Source organism: Pedobacter sp. (genome assembly GCF_039594775.1).
GTDB lineage: Bacteria > Bacteroidota > Bacteroidia > Sphingobacteriales > Sphingobacteriaceae > Pedobacter.
Genome location: NZ_JBCNMT010000001.1, coordinates 1,268,392 through 1,287,643, shown reverse-complemented (window position 1 = coordinate 1,287,643; position 19,252 = coordinate 1,268,392). Strand labels below are relative to the sequence as shown.

9 protein-coding genes are annotated in these 19,252 nt (G+C 39.4%); 2 read left to right on the top strand and 7 right to left on the bottom strand.

What is annotated here, in order from left to right; all coding sequences use genetic code 11:
* Positions 1 to 7: 7 nt before the first annotated feature.
* Positions 8 to 2,677: a gliding motility-associated C-terminal domain-containing protein gene (locus ABDV71_RS05395; RefSeq protein WP_343531400.1), complete on the bottom strand. Its 2,670-nt coding sequence runs from the start codon at positions 2,675 to 2,677 to the stop codon at positions 8 to 10.
* Positions 2,678 to 2,919: 242 nt separating this feature from the next.
* Between ABDV71_RS05395 and ABDV71_RS05390 the strand changes: the two genes are divergently transcribed.
* Positions 2,920 to 3,810, top strand: a complete 891-nt coding sequence (locus tag ABDV71_RS05390; RefSeq protein WP_343531399.1) for a hypothetical protein — start codon at positions 2,920 to 2,922, stop codon at positions 3,808 to 3,810.
* 52 nt (positions 3,811 to 3,862) lie between these two features.
* On the opposite strand, the gene ABDV71_RS05385 is transcribed toward ABDV71_RS05390, so the two are convergent.
* The 5 genes from ABDV71_RS05385 to ABDV71_RS05365 form a co-directional block, all read right to left on the bottom strand.
* Positions 3,863 to 5,542, bottom strand: a complete 1,680-nt coding sequence (locus ABDV71_RS05385; RefSeq protein WP_343531398.1) for an IPT/TIG domain-containing protein — start codon at positions 5,540 to 5,542, stop codon at positions 3,863 to 3,865.
* 3 nt (positions 5,543 to 5,545) lie between these two features.
* Positions 5,546 to 7,516 carry a hypothetical protein gene (locus ABDV71_RS05380; RefSeq protein ID WP_343531397.1) on the bottom strand — a complete coding sequence of 657 codons (1,971 nt, stop codon included), beginning with the start codon at positions 7,514 to 7,516 and terminating at the stop codon, positions 5,546 to 5,548.
* Positions 7,517 to 7,613: 97 nt separating this feature from the next.
* Complete coding sequence (locus ABDV71_RS05375; RefSeq protein WP_343531396.1) at positions 7,614 to 14,105, bottom strand: carboxypeptidase-like regulatory domain-containing protein; 6,492 nt, start codon at positions 14,103 to 14,105, stop codon at positions 7,614 to 7,616.
* A gap of 2 nt (positions 14,106 to 14,107) precedes the next feature.
* Positions 14,108 to 15,814: a hypothetical protein gene (locus ABDV71_RS05370; RefSeq protein WP_343531395.1), complete on the bottom strand. Its 1,707-nt coding sequence runs from the start codon at positions 15,812 to 15,814 to the stop codon at positions 14,108 to 14,110.
* Positions 15,815 to 15,952: 138 nt separating this feature from the next.
* Positions 15,953 to 17,941 carry a tetratricopeptide repeat protein gene (locus ABDV71_RS05365; RefSeq protein ID WP_343531394.1) on the bottom strand — a complete coding sequence of 663 codons (1,989 nt, stop codon included), beginning with the start codon at positions 17,939 to 17,941 and terminating at the stop codon, positions 15,953 to 15,955.
* 197 nt (positions 17,942 to 18,138) lie between these two features.
* On the opposite strand from ABDV71_RS05365, the gene ABDV71_RS05360 reads away from it, so the two are divergent.
* A complete protein-coding gene (locus ABDV71_RS05360) occupies positions 18,139 to 18,864 on the top strand; it encodes a LytTR family DNA-binding domain-containing protein (RefSeq protein ID WP_343531393.1) in 726 nt (241 codons plus the stop codon).
* An 81-nt stretch (positions 18,865 to 18,945) separates the two neighbouring features.
* On the opposite strand, the gene rpsJ is transcribed toward ABDV71_RS05360, so the two are convergent.
* The gene (rpsJ, locus tag ABDV71_RS05355) at positions 18,946 to 19,251 is read right to left on the bottom strand and encodes a 30S ribosomal protein S10 (RefSeq protein WP_084237698.1); all 306 of its coding nucleotides are present in this window, start codon (positions 19,249 to 19,251) and stop codon (positions 18,946 to 18,948) included.
* Position 19,252: the final 1 nt, after the last annotated feature.

Genomic DNA, 19,252 nt, shown 5'->3' with positions numbered 1-19,252 from the left:
GCTCTTATTATCTTCCTTTCAAAATGGTTAACGTTCCTTTAATTGGTTTTAAACCCGCACCAATATTGATTTCGTAATAATAGGTCCCTGTGTTTAAAGGAGTCCCATTATAACTTCCGTCCCAATCACTTTGATAATTTGCCTTTTTAAATACGGTCTTACCAGTCTTATCATACACGGTTACCTCGTTCTTAGGATACATCAAACTCAAATCTGTAACAATCCATAAATCATTCTTCCCATCGCCGTTAGGCGTAAGAAGGTTATTTGCAATGACCGAGCCGCTATACAGTTTAAGGGTAACCGTAGTTTGCGGACTAGGGTTACTCGTACCCAAGCTATTACTAGCCACTACATGGAAAGTATGTTTTCCTGGAGCTAGCTCATCGATAAAAGTGTAAACCCACTCACCTTTATCATTTGACGTGGCCGTTACCGGGTACTCTTTATTATCTACATAGATGGTAATTACACTCAGAGGTTCTGCCAATCCGCTCAATTTTGGCCTGAAACTAGTCAATACACCGTTTGCTACCTTGGCAACAATAGGTGCTTGTGGATCTTCCATCAGGTTGTTCACAGAAATAATTACCCTCATTACCTGATCATCACCGACATCATTAAATACTTTAATGGTTAAATTGAAGCTTTTTATTTTTTCATAATCTACTTCTGTACTTTTATTGACGGTAATATTTCCCGTGGCGGCATTAATTGCAAATGCATCATTAACGTTACCGCTCATAATGGTCCAGTTAGAAAGCACGCCCGGTAAACTCGATACAGGTTTTGCCACGAAAGTTCCATTTGGAGAATTTTCATCTATGGCAACTTGCAAAGGCGGAACCGGAGCAGCACCATCAAACTCATAAGCACCCAAATCCAAAATGAGATTATTAACCCTCGAATTGCCTGCTAAATCAGTAGTAACGCCAGTAGGCAAAAGGTTATTTTGTCCAGCGTCTATAGCAGGGCTAAAATCTTGCAAACGTAAAAAATCAGGGCTATTAGGATCTTCACTTTCAAAAACCGGATCTTGCCCTACTATGTTATCATCTACACCATTAGTACCATATACATCGGTCATCGAAGACTTTATGGTTAGGTTTGCTGCTGTTGCAGTAAAAAAATCAACCGTAGTAGCATCAGTAGCCTGATTTTTATATACAATACTATTGTACACCGTAGCCTGTCCAGATGCGGTTACATAGACTGCTCCACCTTTAAAAGCCGTGGCTTTATTTGCATAAAAAGTAGCATTGTGGATTACTGGCGCAGCATTGGTAGAAACATAGATGGCTCCACCGCCAAGCGAATTACTTGCTGCTTCGTTATTATAGAATAGGTTACTGATCAATACGGGGCTCGCTAAATTACCTGCTACGCCGAATAAATAAATGGCCCCACCACTAGTTGCCGCTTTATTTCCTATAAATTTATTATTGTTCATTTGTGGGCTGTTGGCATTTAAATAAAGTGCACCCGCAGTAGTTGTAGCTTCATTATTTAAAAATGTCAGACCATTTAATACAGAAGGTAGTGTACTTGTTCCCAAATATATTGCGCCAGAAGAACTAGCCTTGTTTCCAGTAAAAGTACTTTCCGTTAAATTAAGGGTACCTGCCGTAAAATAAACCGCACCACCTGAACCTACCGAACTATTATTACTAAAAGTAGATTTGCTAATGGTAATGGTAGTAGCTAAACCATTGTTAATGGCTCCGCCATTAGTAGTTGCCGTATTATTAATGAAATTACATTCGTTAAAGGTCATGCTTGCCGAAGCAGAAAACATATGAATAGCACCTCCCGTAGTGGAAGATTTATTTCCATCGAAAGTACATCTCTCAAAAACTGGAGAAGCCGCTGTAGAAGCTACCACCGCACCTCCCGCCGTTGATTCGTTACCAATAAATTCAACCTCGGTAAATACTGGTTTAGAAGGAGTGGCTACGGCACTAAAGATAAAAATTGCACCGGCATTTGTACTTAAAGTTTTGTTATTGATAAACTTCACCTTCGTATAAGTTGGCGAGCCATATAAAATGTATATCGCACCAGCACTTTGGTCGGTTGACCCATTTACGTTATCTCTGATAATTAAATTTTCGTAAGCAGCGCTACTGTAATAATTAATAATGCCAGGAGAACGACTTGGAGGAATCACATTTCCATTTACTGTAATACCTCCCGTAGTACCTGTTCCACTAGTATAGCCTTTACTTACGGTGAAGCCATCTAACTTGGCAGTTCCCAAGTCGCCCGAAGCTACGACTACGTGGTAAGCATTATCAGTATCAATAGTTTCATCACCAAGATTACCGCTCAAAATAGTCACATTGGTATTGAAATTTCTTTGTAGTCTCGAGGTTTCCGTACCTGCAAAACCACCATAGATGGAAATATCTTTCTTTAAAACAAAGGCATTGTATCTGTCATTAGGCGTAACTGTAGCTACCGCATCAGCTTTACGGTTTGGTTTATAGGTACCTGCCGCTACCCAAATCTCATTCCCCGCTGCCGAAGCATTGATCACCGCCTGCAAATCTCCCGACGCTGCTGTCCAACTAGAACCATCGCCAGTGCCTCCTGGTTTTACATATCTAATTGTTTGTGCCGCCGCATCTACCCCCACCAATAGCGAGAAGAAAATAAGCAATAAGTAAAGTTTTCTCATATGAACTGCTAGTTTGTTAGTTGTTAGGTTGGTTCTAAAAAAATGCTCATTCTGTTTCTGACGAGTTTTTTCTTTCAAACTATATGATAGACTGTTACAAAATACAACAGGACCATTTTTATATGATTTTTTTTCAGAAGATATAAAATCGACAATTAACGCACTATTTTCGGTACCTTTTCAGGCAGCGGAAGTCTATAGTAAAAGCATTATGCTTTTATGACCTACTAAAATTTACATCAATGAGATTTTTTAAACTAAGCTTATTGCTATTATTGGTTTCGAGCTTTGCTTATGCCCAAAAATGGGAAGTTGGCAAAACCTACACCGACCAGGAAAAATGGACGGAGTTTACCGTCGGCAATTTACCGTTAATTATCAGCGTGCCTCATGGCGGCACCATTAGCCTAGCTGATGAAGCCACTCGTGATTGCAAAGGCGCGGTTACAGTTACCGATTCGAAAACGATTGAATTGGTAAAGGAAATTGAAAAAGTATTTTTAGAGAAATACAATGCGAGGCCTTTCATTATCCTTTCTAACCTTTCGAGGAAACATTTAGACCAAAACAGAGATATCGACGAAGCAACTTGCGGCAACAAGTCATTGGAAAAAACTTGGCATCAATTTCACGACAATATTGATACTGCCATTGCTTTAGCTGTTAAAAAATTTGGCAAAGCGATATATATTGACCTGCATGGACATGGGCATACCAAACAAAGATTAGAACTAGGATACAATTTAACGGCCAATGAACTAAGAAAAACAGACGCGGAAAAGAACCAATTGACGGAAAAATCTTCGATGGTTAATTTGCTTGCCAGCAATAAAAACCTAGACCTTGTACAATTATTGACTGGCGAGAATGCTTTCGGAACACTAATTACCTCCTCAGGTTTTGATGCAGTACCATCCAAACAAGATGTTGCTCCTTTAGAAGAGGATAAATATTTTAATGGTGGCTACAACACCAAAAGATACACTTCTACTAAATATCCTAATGTATTTGGCTGGCAGATAGAAAGCAATTTTAAAGGTGTGCGTGATGCCGCTGGCCGACCAGCTTTTGCAAAAGCTTTTGTTGAAACAATGACCCAATATTTCAAAATACATCTGAAGACCTCATTTTAGCACTTAAAAAGCAAAACGCCCCGAAATTTCGGGGCGCTTGCATTTTGTTAACCTAATTGACCTGAAAATAATTGAAAAATTTCTCTTTAGTACCCATTCTACTGTTCACCCTTACCTCTACTCCGTAGGTTAAATCATCGATATAATTATCGGTAAAAGTTGCCACCAATTGATTGTCTGACCAAGTGACTGCAGGCTGCACGTTCAGATAATTTTTTACGCCATTTTGTATTCTGTACACCCTTACCGAACGATTTTGATCTACGACGCTCCCAAAACCATCGCCAGTGATGGTAATGGTCCTACTCCCATTAACAGAAGCATAATTAAAATCACTTATATTTATATTCCTTTGGAAAGCCAATATAAAACTACCCCATTTATTATTTACCCTAATATCGTATCTGTTTTTAATAAAGGAGTTGGATTGGGTAGTGGTGACTACCGCAGCATTCCCGTTTACAGCAGCTCCATAGTTTGCTCCATCTATCAGAAGTTCAAAGTTGGCATTAGGGGCAGTTGCATTAAAGTGATTTCCGCTAACATTAAATATGAAATTATATAAACCTGCTGTTAATGGCACTATCGTACACGTAGCGGATAGTATAACAGGCTCTAAATATGTGAAACTTAAATTTCCGTTCGGGTAGCTGGCTTCTACATTTTGCAAGAAAATTTTTATTTGTTGGGTATTTTCTTGAGAAGACACAAAATTAGGTACCGTGAAGGTAACATTGTCATCGGCTACTGCAGTAACTTGTGCGTTTTGGGTACCAACCGTTACCCTAATCCTACTTGCATCGGTTCCAAAGCTGCCTCCTTTAATACTTACACTTGCGCCATCAATACCTGACACAGTTCTTAAGACTGGAGAAGTTTGATTTAAGCTATTGGCCACTATGTTTCTTAGGTAAGTGAACGCAATAGGATTACTGTTGATGCCATCAACGGTTACGATGATATTGCCATTGCTTGATGCTGGCACCCGCACATCTAATGTCGTACTACTTGCGGAAACAACGGCCGCGTTTACTCCATTGAAGGTAACTACTGGTGTAGCCCCTGCATCAAAGTATTTCCCGGTCAATCGTACCATATCTCCTTCAAAGGCCGTGTTTTTATCAATATTTTCAATATATGGAACGAACCTAAATACAGCACCAATATTCCCAACACCATTGGCTTTGACTTGAACAGCGCCATTTTTTGTGTAAGGTAATATAGCTTTTAGCTGTGTAACGCTCGATGCGGTAACGGCAGCTTTTATACCATTAATCGACACCTCGTTATTGGCTGCAACAGTAGAAAATTTACTGCCGTTGATGGTGATTTCAGTTCCGGCAACTCCAGTCAATGGGCTAATGCCCGCAATGATTGGTGCTTCATAATCATAAGTAAAAACTGGTCCAGAAATTACCTTAGCCCCTATTTTCAGACTAACATTTCCGGTACCCGCTTCGGAAGGAACAGAGGTTAAAATTACGTTACTGGTTGAGTTGCCAACAATGGTACCCTGTTTATTATTGAAAAACACGACAGCCTGATTGTTTATCTCAGGAAAATTACGTCCATAAATTCTGACAGGTGTATTTTCAGTGCCCCTTTCAGGACGTATACTATCAATCACCATCTGATTATCTACCTCTATATCATCATACTTTTTAGCGCATTGCATCAATCCAACCGCAATTAGCAGCAAGATGAAGCTTTTGATATGGATAATTTTTTTCATCGCTTAATTTCTTCTTATTGATTTTTCTACACTTGGATTACTTGTACCAAGCTTATTTTTTACCACAATGCGATAGAGATACAGCATACCTTTTTGCGCAGAAGTATCTAAATAACTATCGGTTTCCGCTTCACCAATTGCTCGATATCCGGTTTCTGTACTCGATTTCCGATAAACCACATGACTTACTTTTAATTCGGAATGTGCTGGCCAGCTTAAGTATACTCCTTGAGGTTTGTTCAGCAGATATAAATCAGCTGGAGGCGACAATAACTGATCGCCAGAAATGCTGATATTGGTAAGCGGAGAAAGCACACTTTGATTATTGGCCGTATTAACGGCACTCACGGCATAACTATAAGCATTGCCTGCTGTTGCCGTGCTATCTTCAAAATAAGCTAAATTGATGATTGCGGGACTTAACAGTTTAAATTCCTTTTCATTTTTGTTCTTCCGGTATAATCTATAGCCAATCAAGTTATCATACTTTTCGATTACATTGTCCCAATTCAGTTTTACCATCCCTTCTGCATATCTGGCATTTATCCCAGAGGGATACGGAACGAATGCTACTTTCAAAGGCTTAAATGGAACCAAGACGGATAGGTCACTCATTTTTTGAGAAATATTCATCAACTTAATTCCATACCAATAAGTTGCTTCGCCATCAAGGTTAGATAAGGAATCTACATAGATGTTAGTCCTTAAACCGCCAGAAACAAGTTGCATATTATCTTTTGAAGTGCCTCGATATACATAATAGGCAAATTGATCAACTTCCGGGTTGACATCCCAATACAGTTTTACCTGTGCGGTACTGTCCTGCCAAACCTTTAAACCTTGTGGTGCCATAGGAATTTCATTGGCATTTTTAACAGCAATGCTGGCCGTTGCAGGCGAAAGCATAGCATATCCCTTTACATTAACCAAAGTGGGCCTGATCTGGTAATGATAAACCACATTAGGCAATATCGCCCTGTCGAAATAACTTGTATCATTGGGTGACAACGTTGCAACTTCTACAAAACCCACATTGCTTTTCCTCGATTTTAAGATTTGGATGCCAGTGTAAACGCCCTCATTAGGCAAAGTTGACCAAGAAAGCCAAGCTCCCTTTAAACTGTCTTTAATTTTAAAATCGGAGATATTTTTTATTTTACTGAATGACCTGCTTAATGCTGTAGCTGTATCTGACGGCAAACCTTGGTTACCTGCAAAGTCTTCGGGAATTAAATAATATTGATATAAACGACCTGCAGCTACATTCTCTTGATAGTAAGTCTTAGAACTGTCCGCTACATCATAAATTAAAGTAGTGCTAGGCATTAACTGAAAAGCCTTTTCCGTATTTGCTCTGCGATAAACTTTACCCATAAAAGCTGGGGTACCTTGTAGTTTCGTGGCCCACGAAATCTGTACGGCACTATCTGTACTTACCAAATCCTGTAGTTCGTATTTAGCGAAAGGAACGCGTGCAATTTCTCCCAGTTTCTGTACAAACAAATTAGACTCTTGATCTTTAACATCCACCCTCACTACTTTGTAGGTAGTGGCAGGCTGATTGTTTTTGATGTCATTATCTTGCCAAAGTGCACCTATTCCAGTTAAAAAATCTTTGGATAGGAACATAAAACCGATTTTTTTTGGATCACCACTTAATAGGCCGCGATAAGCTTCTTCATCGGTTTTAGCATTAAAGGCATTTTTGATCTGCTGGGCCGTGCCTTCGCCCACCCTCTTCACAAACTCGGTGTAAGACGAGGGAAAGGTTAAAGTTTGTATTTTCTTGAAATTACCATTTCCTTTTTCGTCCTTATAAACGTCGAAACGCTTAACGGAACCAAGATACATATTGAACGAATTTTTATTATCGCCAGTGGCAATAAAACCATATACTGCATTTGGGCCTGGCATTACATTGCCCATTGGTACACCCAAAGCTTTATTTTCTTGTCTATTTTGGGCCTTTGCCATTAAACAAAAACATGTTAAAATGATCACTAACGTCTTCATATCCTTATTTTTTCCTTACCTATTTTTATTTTAGAAGTACGGTTCCTATCCTTCGATTTTAATTACATAATGGCGTACCACCCACAAAAACTCCTAAGCTTAAACCCGAATTTTGCTTATAGGAAATGGATGCTCCTCCAGATGCACATAGTTTAAATCCGGCACAAAATGGTTTGATTGTCCAATCGTTACAATCTGGATTACAGCCTCCCACCTTTAAGCTTACTGAGCCTGCAGCCCTACCGCCAACAAACCATCCATCGGTTTCATTTCGGCCACCCATAAACTCGTAACAGGCCTTATAACCGAATCCTGCACAAGCAATTTTTGCTACACAGAAATCAAAACCTCCACCAAATCGGCCGCTTAGCCCCAATAAATAATTGTTTTCGGCAAAGTTGAGTACTAGTTTGGCATTGGCTTCGGTGTAATACCATAAATGTGCACTGGCTATCAAGAAATCAAAACCTATGGCTCGGTCTTCTGGAATACCCATTTTTGCAGTGGTGTTGATGTAAACACCAGAAAATACATCTCGCACGTAACGGCTGTCTACATTCCGGAAATAGTAACTTATCCTATCGCCACGATTGGCTGGATTTTTCAGTCCGACGGCTAAAGCAAATTCGCCGTTAGACTGAATGAGCTTAAATAGATTGGCTTCTATACCACAACCTAAGAAGACAAAACGATCATCATTTTTTACACTAACCACTAAGTCCCCCTGTAACTTAGCTGATGCCAATCCTTTTATGGGTTCCACCTGTACATCTACCGCTATGGTGAAAACCTGTTGCGGAATATCCAGCTTGATACTTGCGTTGGCCAAATTAAGTGCCGTACCGACTACTACAGATCCATAACCTTCTATTACCGGGCCACTTCGTACCGTTAGCCCAATAGGATCTAGCTTCACAATTGCCCCCAAATTGGCAATAGAAAGCGCACCGTTAATGTCTACCATGAAATCTTTGGTGGCCGTGTTATATTGGAATCCGCCACCTACACGTTCAATGGTTACAAACCCTATGGGAATAACCACACCCGCACTAAACTTGGCCCCAAAGTCAATTCCTCCGTTTACTTTAAAATAATGGAAATCAATAGCGGCATTAACCGGTGTTCCGGGAATAAGCAACTTCCCTGCTCCCGCAAAACCGTTGTCTTTCATTTCCACTTCTACTTCCGTTTTTATCACCGGAATGTCTAGCGAGGCTTTGATTTTACCAACAGACACGCTAACGCCACCGCCATTATTCTTGAAAGAAATATCAGCTACAGAAAGTGATAACATAGGTACATCTACAGAAAATGCCCCTTGTATCCCGATAAATGGCATACTACCTGTATTATCGAACTTAATGGCCTGTACTTTTAGCTTGGCAAATGTTAAGTCGGCAGTGAAATTAGTTGGTGCGTCAACCAAGAAACGGCCATTGGTATGTACTTCGAAAACCGGAATATTGATTTCGGAAGTAATGAACTTGCTAAACTTAATTTTAGCTGAACCACCTAATTTGTAAACACTTGATTGATTAGGTACTTGGCCAAATGAGATGGCTGAATTTCCTCTTTTTAAATTGACGATATTGAACACATTGATTCCATTATCAGGAATGCTGAACCTACCGCCAAAAAATGCATCATTACTAATAGATAGATTAGAGAAATCAATAGTTGAGGTGCCAGATGCGGGGACCTTAATGACCAGGTTTCCTCCAATTTTAAAGCCATCTTCATTAAATAGTAGTGAGGCTATGTTTGCGTTCCAATCAGCAATTTTAATCGCCGGCAGATTGGTTTGCGCCATATTTACTCTACGTATTGAAAGATCGGTTCCAACTAAAAATTCTTCAATTTTAAATGTCGCGGCTTTTATTGGGCCCAAATCTGGCGTTTGCAAATTACCTGCGAAATGTAATCCTTCTTTATCTATATATGATTGAGCATTGTTTGCTATAAATTTGAAACCATACACTTTTCCCTGCCAACTTTCCTGAAGTCCTTTGATTTGATATTTTGTAACCGCTGTAGAACTGCCATTAGATGAAAAAGCCGTAATAATACTACTTGGCAAATTTTCAGGCACCAGTTTCACAAGATCATTTTGCATTGACCAGCCTCTGTTACCTTGTATCTGACTCATATTTGCCATCAGCTCTCCAGTAATTTTACCCCCAGCGCCATCAGCTTCTACCACTAAGCTGTTGCTAGCTTTTAGGGTTACCGGAATGAAATTCATCAGTTTGAAATTAAGACCAAGCTCATCGGTGGCTATCTTATTCCCTTCGGGAATGGCATTTCCCTGCGCATTGAAACTTACTTTGACATCGCTAAACTTCAACTGAATTTCTTGTGAGGTTTTTAAATCGGCAAAGGATGGTTTTAAATTTACAAATGCACCCGAAATGCGATATCCATTTCCTTCGGCAGTCATTTTATCTAATTCAACATCGAAACCTAAAATGGTAGAAATATTTTTTCCTCCACCATCGCCCATTTCAAAATCGAGCTGAATAGGTTGGTTAACGGCATTAGCAGCGGCAGTTTTTGAAACATAACCAGATTTGGATGCTTTTAGTTGGAAATTCCCTTTGGGGATGAAGAATATATAGGCGCCAGTCGCATCAGTAGTTGTAGTAAGATATGGCTTTTCTTCTACTTTAATATTAACCGATGGAACAGCCGTTCCATTGCTACGCACAAATCCGCTCACACTAATGCCTTTTTGCAGTTTAATTGTTCTTGGCTGTTCATCTCCGGTTTCGTTAATGAGCAAACTTTCCTCTGTAGTTACATACCCGCTTCCTACCGGAGGGACTACCGTCACTTTGGCATCACCCCCAAATCCAACATAAAACCATTCGCCTTTATTATCAGTTTTGGCCAACGTATCAAACAATTTAATGGTGGCGTTTGCTATTGGGTTGTTGGTGGTTTCGTCTATAATTTTAAACCTAATTTTCCCCTGTTTCTTTTTAAGGAAGCCAACATCACCTAAGTCTATAGAATTGAGGCTATTTACGCCATAGTTAGAACCTGTAAGTACATCGTTATAAATTTCTGCAGCTGCATTGAGGGCCGCATGATCTGTGATTTTACTACTCGAAGTAAAACTAGCAGAAGAGTAGTTGACCATTTGCCCGCTTCCATTTGTGATATTGGAAATATTAGGGCCTGTTTGTGCCGTAAAGTTGCTTAAACCCAAAGCATTAATTTTTTGGTTACTTTGTGAGCTTGCTACCCCAAACATTAAAGGAGAAAAGGTATTGGTATTACTTAGGGCATTTTTAACTGTCGGGGTATTGATCAATTGCAGTGTTAAATCAAGTGAATTAGCTTGTGTATTTTTCACTTCCCTACCTCGAGTATCTTCAAACACGTTTACAACTTGAACCAAGTGCTGTCCTTGCAAGATATTTCCCGGTAATTGCGCTGTCCCGGCATTACCTGATCCACTATTTTTTTCGGGAACAACCACTTGGATATCGGCATCGGCATATCCTTCTTTTTTAATTAGTAAACGATGTTTTCCTGCGAAGTAAGTAGCGGTAAACAAACCATTTTGCCCAGTAGTGAAAAAATCTGTAGAACCTGCAAAATTTAATCTGGCATTATTAATTGGTTGTTTATTTTCCGACACTACCCTACCCACAATTTGTACTAGCTCAGGTTTAATTTTAAAGGAAACGTCTTTCTGTTCACCGTACATGATTCTATTGATCACCATTTCATTACCCGGTGTTACTTGCAAGTTTTTAAACTCATTGGGTAATCTCAATAATCTTACAGTAAAGGTTTTGCCTTCTTTTAACTTAGGTAAATTAGGGATGGTATAATACCCTGCACTATCAGTAGTTGCAGAATAAGGTCCGTTGATGTACTGCGTAACCGGAGGCACGCTGATACCTGTTTGAAAGTTGCTCCCTAGTTGTCCACCTCCTAAAACAGATGAGGTTACCGAACTTGCATAATAGGAACTTGCAGTGGAGCTGACCAAACTATTTCCTTGCTGCGCAGAAGAATTGACTTGTTGCACGGTGTTGTTCGCCATTGATATTCCATTCACTAAAGTCATTTGATAAGATGTACCTAATGTACTTTGCATCGTACCGATCATAACTATTTGTTGTTCTACGTCATCTTGGTTAAACTCAACTTTTACAACAGCACCTTTTACGCCAGCAAAACCATTTTTGAGTACCAATTGCACTGAACCAGATACCGACGGTGGAGCAGCAACCAAACTGTAAGTGGGTTTAACATGTACCACATTCGTTGATGACAAAGCCACCTCTGCTACTCGAAGGCCTCCGCTAATTTTATTGGTATTTGTACCTGAACTTATTTGTACCGTATAATTTACTTGGTGAAATAACTTTCCAAACTTAAATTGTGCGGCGCTTTTAGCCGTTGTACTGTCAGCTGCAACCAACACCATATTCTTGCCATTTATGCGCTCTTTAAGCTTTTTTTCTGGCGATAAGTTTCCATCTTCATCCAAGAAAGGATAGGCCACTGCATCAGCTTCTTCACGATATATTTTCACCACTACCTTCTTGTTATCATTAGCAGTTCCATCAATATTTGGCAATTCTACTTTAGGCGAGTACCGATAGGTTTGTGCCAAGCAAATAATCTCTCCTAAATCTACATCTGGATTTTCCAACTGAGCTATTGGGATTATTTTAGTTTGTTCAAGCACTCCTTTGCTGATCACCACTTTTACCTGGCTAAATCGCTTTCCTCCCAAATAATCAGGATGGGTAAAATCGATAGCGAAATTCCCCTCACTATCTGTACGTCCTGATGCGATAAGGTTAGGTTCCAGTGTTGTTGGAGAAAAATTTGGTAAGGTATTGTTTTGCACTTGGATAGCATTTCCTGTAGCATTAGTACCTTTTACCCCTGTTGATGGCGTAGTGGGTTGCGTTGATGTAGCTTTAGATGGTTTTACATTGTTACCTGAGCTTGGGGTAAATGCGCCCAACCAAGCAACTTCATCTTTCTCCTGCTTGTCTTTTTCTTTATTCAAATTGGTATTAAAACCATTTAAAGTCATTTGTACTTCGCTAGGCACACCAATAATTTTAACAGTCGCTCCTGCAAACGGCTTTTTATCAGCTGGGGTAGACATTGAAACTTCATAACCAAAATCGAGCGCCTTTTGCCCCGTTACGAAAATATAAGACGACAATGGATTATTTTGCAACATGCCTCCGGTTACCGAATTTACATAAGCATTGCTACCTACAGCAGCCACCAAAGTACGATCAATGCTCATTGCATTTTGTAAATTCTGCGGGTTATCTGTTAGCGGATTAAAGGCATTGTAAACAAGCCCTCCAATTACCTGTCCCGTTGCCGGCCTATTGCTTCCAGAACTTGATGGAGCGGGTTGGCCGGTACCTGGGCTATTACCACCTATATTAAGGGTTTGAACTGCTAATCCACCTGTCGGAAAACTGGCTGGCATTTGTGCAACGGTGCCGAATGAATTATTGTTGACCGAATTTGCAAGAATGCTACCCGCACCTGCCACACTGATACCACCAACTCCTATAGCTCCCCTATAATTTTGCTCACTAGCCCTGAAAGCCCATAAAGCTTTGCCTTTGATGCTATTGGTGGTCATAGGCTTTTTAGGCCTTACTTCTTCTTTAGTTGTCGGGGTTTCCTTATTTGCTGCAGTTTGAGAAAGGTAGCTGAACGAAATTACCTGACTAATGCCATTATTTCTAAAAGTGAAACCACCACTTGGATCTAATGCCTGAACTGCAAGAACATATTTGCGACCAGGAGTTAACTGGGGATCTGCCGGACTATATACATAGGCATTCCCCATCACTTCTTTCTCAAAAAAGTAGGGTGCCACTGCGCTTAAATAAGCATCGTTTGGATTTCGATTACCCAATACTTCTATAATCCTAATCTTATATCTTACCGAAGGAGGAGCTCCTGGAGGAGTGGTCCAATTAATTGCGAAAATATTCCCAACAGTTGATTTTAGCTCATCGCCCTCCATTGGTTTGATAATTAGAGGAGGCTCTAAGCTTGTAATGCTAAATCTATTACTACAACCAATAGGCTCGTCGGCACTAAGTGGTGTATTTGTGGTATAATCAAAAGCTTGCATACACACTTGATAAGTGCCTTCGGGCAAACCATTCCCTCTTATAAACTGATCTTTGGTCATTCCTGTATAGGTCAATTGGTTATAATCAAACAGTGTAACCAGATCGGCACCGTTTAAATTCCGAACCTGACCTGGAGCCAAGGTAATGGGCGTTGGGCTTTTGTAGTTTCTGCCTACTTCTAGCCTAATGCCATTATCGCCCACTACCGAAGCGCGTAGTTGGATTTGCTGCGTGCCTGCAGATTGATTGGTTAGGGTAATCAATACCTGCTGTGGCCTTGCCTCGTAATCGGTAATGCGATGTGGATAAGGAGGCAAAATTCGAATGGAAACACCTACCTGCGCCATTAGAACTGGTACAAATACAAATATCGCTACTAAAGCAAATACTACAGAACAAGCTAATTTCTTCATAACTAAAATTTTAACTGATAAGCTAATTCACCCCTTAACTCGGTATATTTTTGTTGTAACCCGACTGAACTGGCTGGCGAGTTGTGCAGAAAATAAAATCCGAAATCTAAATGATGGCCTTTTCTAACCTGATATTTGGCATTTAAAGAACTGTTATAGATCATGCTTTTACCCAGTTCCTGTTTGCCAAAAGTCACTGCGTGATTAGTTGATAACCGAAGCAAGGATTTTAATAGCGCCATGTCGCCGCCAAGCGAAAACCCCGAATAAGTTTGTTCGATGCCCATTCCGCTTAACTGCATGGCGTTAACTCCTACATTCAAATTCAAACCTTTTTTAAGGAAACCAATGCTGTAATTTGCCATCAACTGCTTTGTATCCATGTTGCGGCTAACGGCATTATTAGCAAAAAATTGATTAAAATCGTTGAGGTTACTTAATATGGCAGACATAGAAATCATGTGACTATAGTTTTCGGTACTGAAAGTGTACCTTGGCATTAAACTGTACATCTGGGTAGTCTGTACAATTTTTAAACTATCGGCAAATCGAACCGTGTTCGGACTTTGGTTATTGGAATAGTTGCTGTAGCTGGCATCGAGCCCAAACTTATCGTTGAGTTGCAGCGTAGCATTTCCAGCACCGATGAATCTTTTATTGGTTGCATTTTTTTGGTTCTGGAGATTATCTTTCTGGATACCAATGCTACCATTAAAACTGATTTTATTTTTCCAGGCCACAAATGAGGGTGCAATGGTCCAAGCTTCTAAATCGGAGGTGATAAAATAGGTGCCCATCGATTTGAATTCTGGCTCAATACGACGATAGTTTAGTTTTAAGCCATATTGCTTGCTTCGATAGCCTATACCTGCACTAAAAGCAGTATAAAGTTCACTGGTAGCATTTACTGAAGCAAACCTTCTGATTTTTTTCAGTATCGGGTCTTCCAAAGTATCTGGTATGTTGCTATAAATATTCCGAGTGTATAAACTCACAGCGCCCTCACTTTCTATCATGAAGTATTTTAAGAAAGAGATTTGTCCTTTATAGCCTAAAACGGAATTCCCAGCAGGAGCTATTGGGTTGAATTGTGTATTTAGCTGACCTTTCGAAAATCCTAGGCTATCATCTTTGGCCCTTAAATAACTGATGTCGAAAAAACTCTTTGCTGTCCCATATCCTACTTTCACGGCATAACCTTTCCTAGTAAATGCCTGTGGGGCTAAGGATTGAGTTTCGGTATTAATTACGGTAGCTTTATTTAGTCGTCCGTACATAAACCCTAGTCGAAATTTTCCAGGATTTAACTCTACTCCTGCACCCAACATGGTATGTCCCCCTAAAGTGTAAGGCGAAAAGCTAAGATTGCGATAACCCGCATGTAGGGTAATCCATTTATAGGTTGGGCTAATACCAAATTGGTTAAAAGGCTGTTGAAAGTTTGTTTTTTTATCGGTATAGGTAACCGTGAAAGGAATGTCCCAACCGTAAAGGCTAAGCGTTGGACTTCCACTAATGATCAACGAAAGTGGATTGCGTCTTTGGGGAGCACCATTCATTTGGTAACCAATGGTACGGATTTCTAATGCTCCGCTATAACTAAATGGCTTTTGGTTCTTTAGGTTCGACAGATCTTGAGCATTAGCTTTGCTTCCAATGACCAGCAATGAGAGCGTAAAAACCAACTGTATCTTAATGAGTTTACACATGCGCTTAATCTTTGATTTTCAAAGCAGTACAGCTGCTTATCAATTCAAAGAAACGCCATTATTAAACTCTAAAAATCTCTATCGAGCAAATACAGATTTTCAACTAGTAAGATTACTGATTGAGTGAGTGAGTTAACTTTATTCAGTTGTTGGAACAAAAACCATTGGGAGTTTCAATACTGCAGTACATCCACCAGTTTCATTTTCAACCAGATGAAAAACTGCTTTGCCATTTTCAATAATGTTGTTTACCATCTCCAACCGATCAGAAATAGACTCTAAACCAATTGATTTTTCCTTAAACGGGTTTGCTTTCCGCGTTCCTTTTGATGCTTCCAAGCCCACCCCATTGTCTTCAACAGTAAAAACAAGCTGACCTTCCAGTTCTTCAAGTTTAACACGCAAAATTCCATTTTTCTCTTTCAGGTTACGAAGACCATGATGGATTGCATTTTCAATCAGGGGTTGTACCAACATAGGCGGTACGAGTAAAGTATTTGAGTGAGTGGCATTGCTTTCAAAAGAATAAGTAAATTCATCGTTAAATCGCATCGCCTCCAACTCCACATATAGTTTTAATGCCTTCCATTCCTTATCCAAAGGGACCATACTCTGTGTAGAGTTCTCCAAAATCAGCCTACTTAAACCTGCAAATTTCTGAATTAACTTAGCGGCCACGGCTGGCTCACTATCCATAATATAATATTCGATACTGTTGAGTACGTTAAAAATGAAATGAGGGTTCATTTGCGATCTAATGGCTTTGAGTTCACTTTCACATAACTTGTTAAGGTGTTGTAGTTCATTAGCTCTTCGCTCAGCTTCCTGGTTTTCTAAGTAATGCTTAAGCTTCAATCCCCTTAAACGAGACCGGAATAAGAATACACCAATCAACGCAATTAACAATATCGCTGCAATGGCGAAATACAATTTGTAGGCCCTAAATTTTAAGGTATTCAGTTCTATTTTTTTGTCTCGCAAATCCACCTCTTTTTGTGCTTCTAAACGAGCTATTTTATTCTTCATTTGTTGAGAATAAAGCGAATCGTTTAACTCGGAGTATCTCCTGAAATTATCATAGGCTTTTTTGAAATTGCCACGTTGTTCATCAACTTCGGCCAACGTCCCATAAAAATAGCTTTCCCAGTCTTTGCTCTTTGACTGTATGGAAATTGCCAAGCCTCTTTTAATTTCTCTTTCAGCAAGGTCCAATAGTTGCAGTTTATTTTTCGGCAAATCTGCACTTTTAGTTTTACTGGCCAAACCGTCTCTGGCAATACTTAAATAGGTATAACCTATATTGCCCAAATTCATCATTGAGTTGTAGTGCTTTGGGTTGATTTCTTCAAATATTTTCTGCGCCTCCAATTGATAAGAAAGTATTTTTTCGTAGTCTGGCACGTAAAGGATTGCCATTTCAGATAGCACAATGGCCTGCCCTATTTTATTCCCATGTTCCTTATAAACCTCAACTGATTGCAGATAGTACTTTTCTGCCTCCTTAGGTTTCCCCTCCATTGAATAATTATTGGCAATAGCGCTTAATGTACTCGCTACTTTTTCATAATTGTTTATCTTTTTATATATCTTAAGTGCTTGCTGCTGATATTCATGAGCTTTTGCAAAATTATTTTGTTTAAAATTAACTAATCCCAAATTCAACAAGCCTGTAGCAATAAGATTGTCTCTTTTACTCAATTCGGCGGCTTTGAAAGAAAGTAGATAATTTTCCATTGCATCTACCAAATTTCCTTGGTTACTATAAAAGGTGCCAATATTATTATACGCCTGTGCTTCGAGTCCTTTATCTTTTATTTTAAGTGCGATATCAAGTGCCTTCTCATAGTTCTCTAAAATACCCGTCTTATCGGCTCTATGGCTCATGGCTTCGCCTCTACCGATGTAGCAATAGCCCAAACCATATTTCCAATTCAGTTTTTGAGATAACTCAATGCCTTCGTTAAACAAACTAATTGCCTTCTTATAATCGTCATACTGATACTCCATACCTAAAGCGTGTAGTATTTTTATCCGATTAGTGTCCTGTTTGGCAATGCGAAGTTTGGTCTCAAGTGAGTCAATCGCCTTACGACCGTGCTGCTGCGCAGATATTGAGAAACCTAACATCAGCAAACTTATTATTAACGATAACCTCCTGTTTAACATGGCTTTATTTTTTATCAAATTAAGAAAAATGATTGATTAAGCCCATGTTTTATTACTAAATTAGAGTATCAATTGGCTCATTAAAAGCCGTACTATACTCAATCAGACAGAAAAGGTATAGCAACTTTGGGGATATTTGCTTGCAAACTGAGATGAAAATGACTGCCGTAATATTAGATGATGAAGTACGTGGGAGCAAGCTGCTGCAACAAAAATTGTCAGCTTATACTAATCAGCTTGAGGTCGTGGCAATTTATAACGACCCGCTAGAAGCGCTGGCAAACATTAGGGAAGTAAATCCGGATGTACTTTTCTTAGATGTTGAAATGCCGGAGCTTGACGGCTTTCAGTTTTTGGAAAAGTTAGGTTCAATCTCTTTTGAAGTCATCTTTGTAACAGCTTACAATTCTTATACACTCAATGCATTACGTATAAATGCTTTGGATTACTTATTAAAGCCAGTTGCCGACGATGAGCTTGCTGCAGCTGTAAAACGCCTTACCACACAACTATCGCAAAAACAAGCGCTAAAGGCAAATCCAGCCCGTAGGCTCCCATACAACAATAAGGTAGCGCTTTCTACTGCCGAGGGCGTTTATCTAATCAAAAAAGAAGACATTATTAGGGTAGAAGCCATGAGTAATTATAGTGTATTCTTTCTCACAGAAAACAAGAAGATAATGGTTTCTAAAACCTTGAAAGAGTTTGAGGCTGTTTTAGATGATATCTTTTTTTTAAGGGTAAACCGTTCAGCTATCATCAATCTGGAATATGTAACCAAGTATCGTAAAGGCGAAGGTGGCACCCTTGAGCTGAGCGACGGTTCTGAAATAGAAGTTTCGGCATCAAGAAAAGAGTCGGTATTAGAGCGGTTATTTGACTAAGACAAATGGGATTGTCGATATAAATAAAAAATCCCCGATTGAAAATTCAATCGGGGATTTTTTATTGTTGTATTAAAATCATTAAACTTTGATTTCTACTTCAACACCGCTAGGCAATTCAAGCTTCATTAAAGCATCAACTGTTTTTGAGTTTGAGCTATAAATATCTAAAAGACGTTTATAAGCACACAATTGGAACTGCTCACGAGCTTTCTTGTTTACGTGTGGTGAACGCAATACAGTGAAAACTTTTTTCTCTGTTGGCAACGGAATAGGTCCGCTAACTACTGCGCCTGTAGGCTTTACAGTTTTTACGATTTTCTCAGCAGATTTGTCTACCAAATTGTAATCGTAAGATTTTAATTTGATTCTAATTCTTTGGCTCATC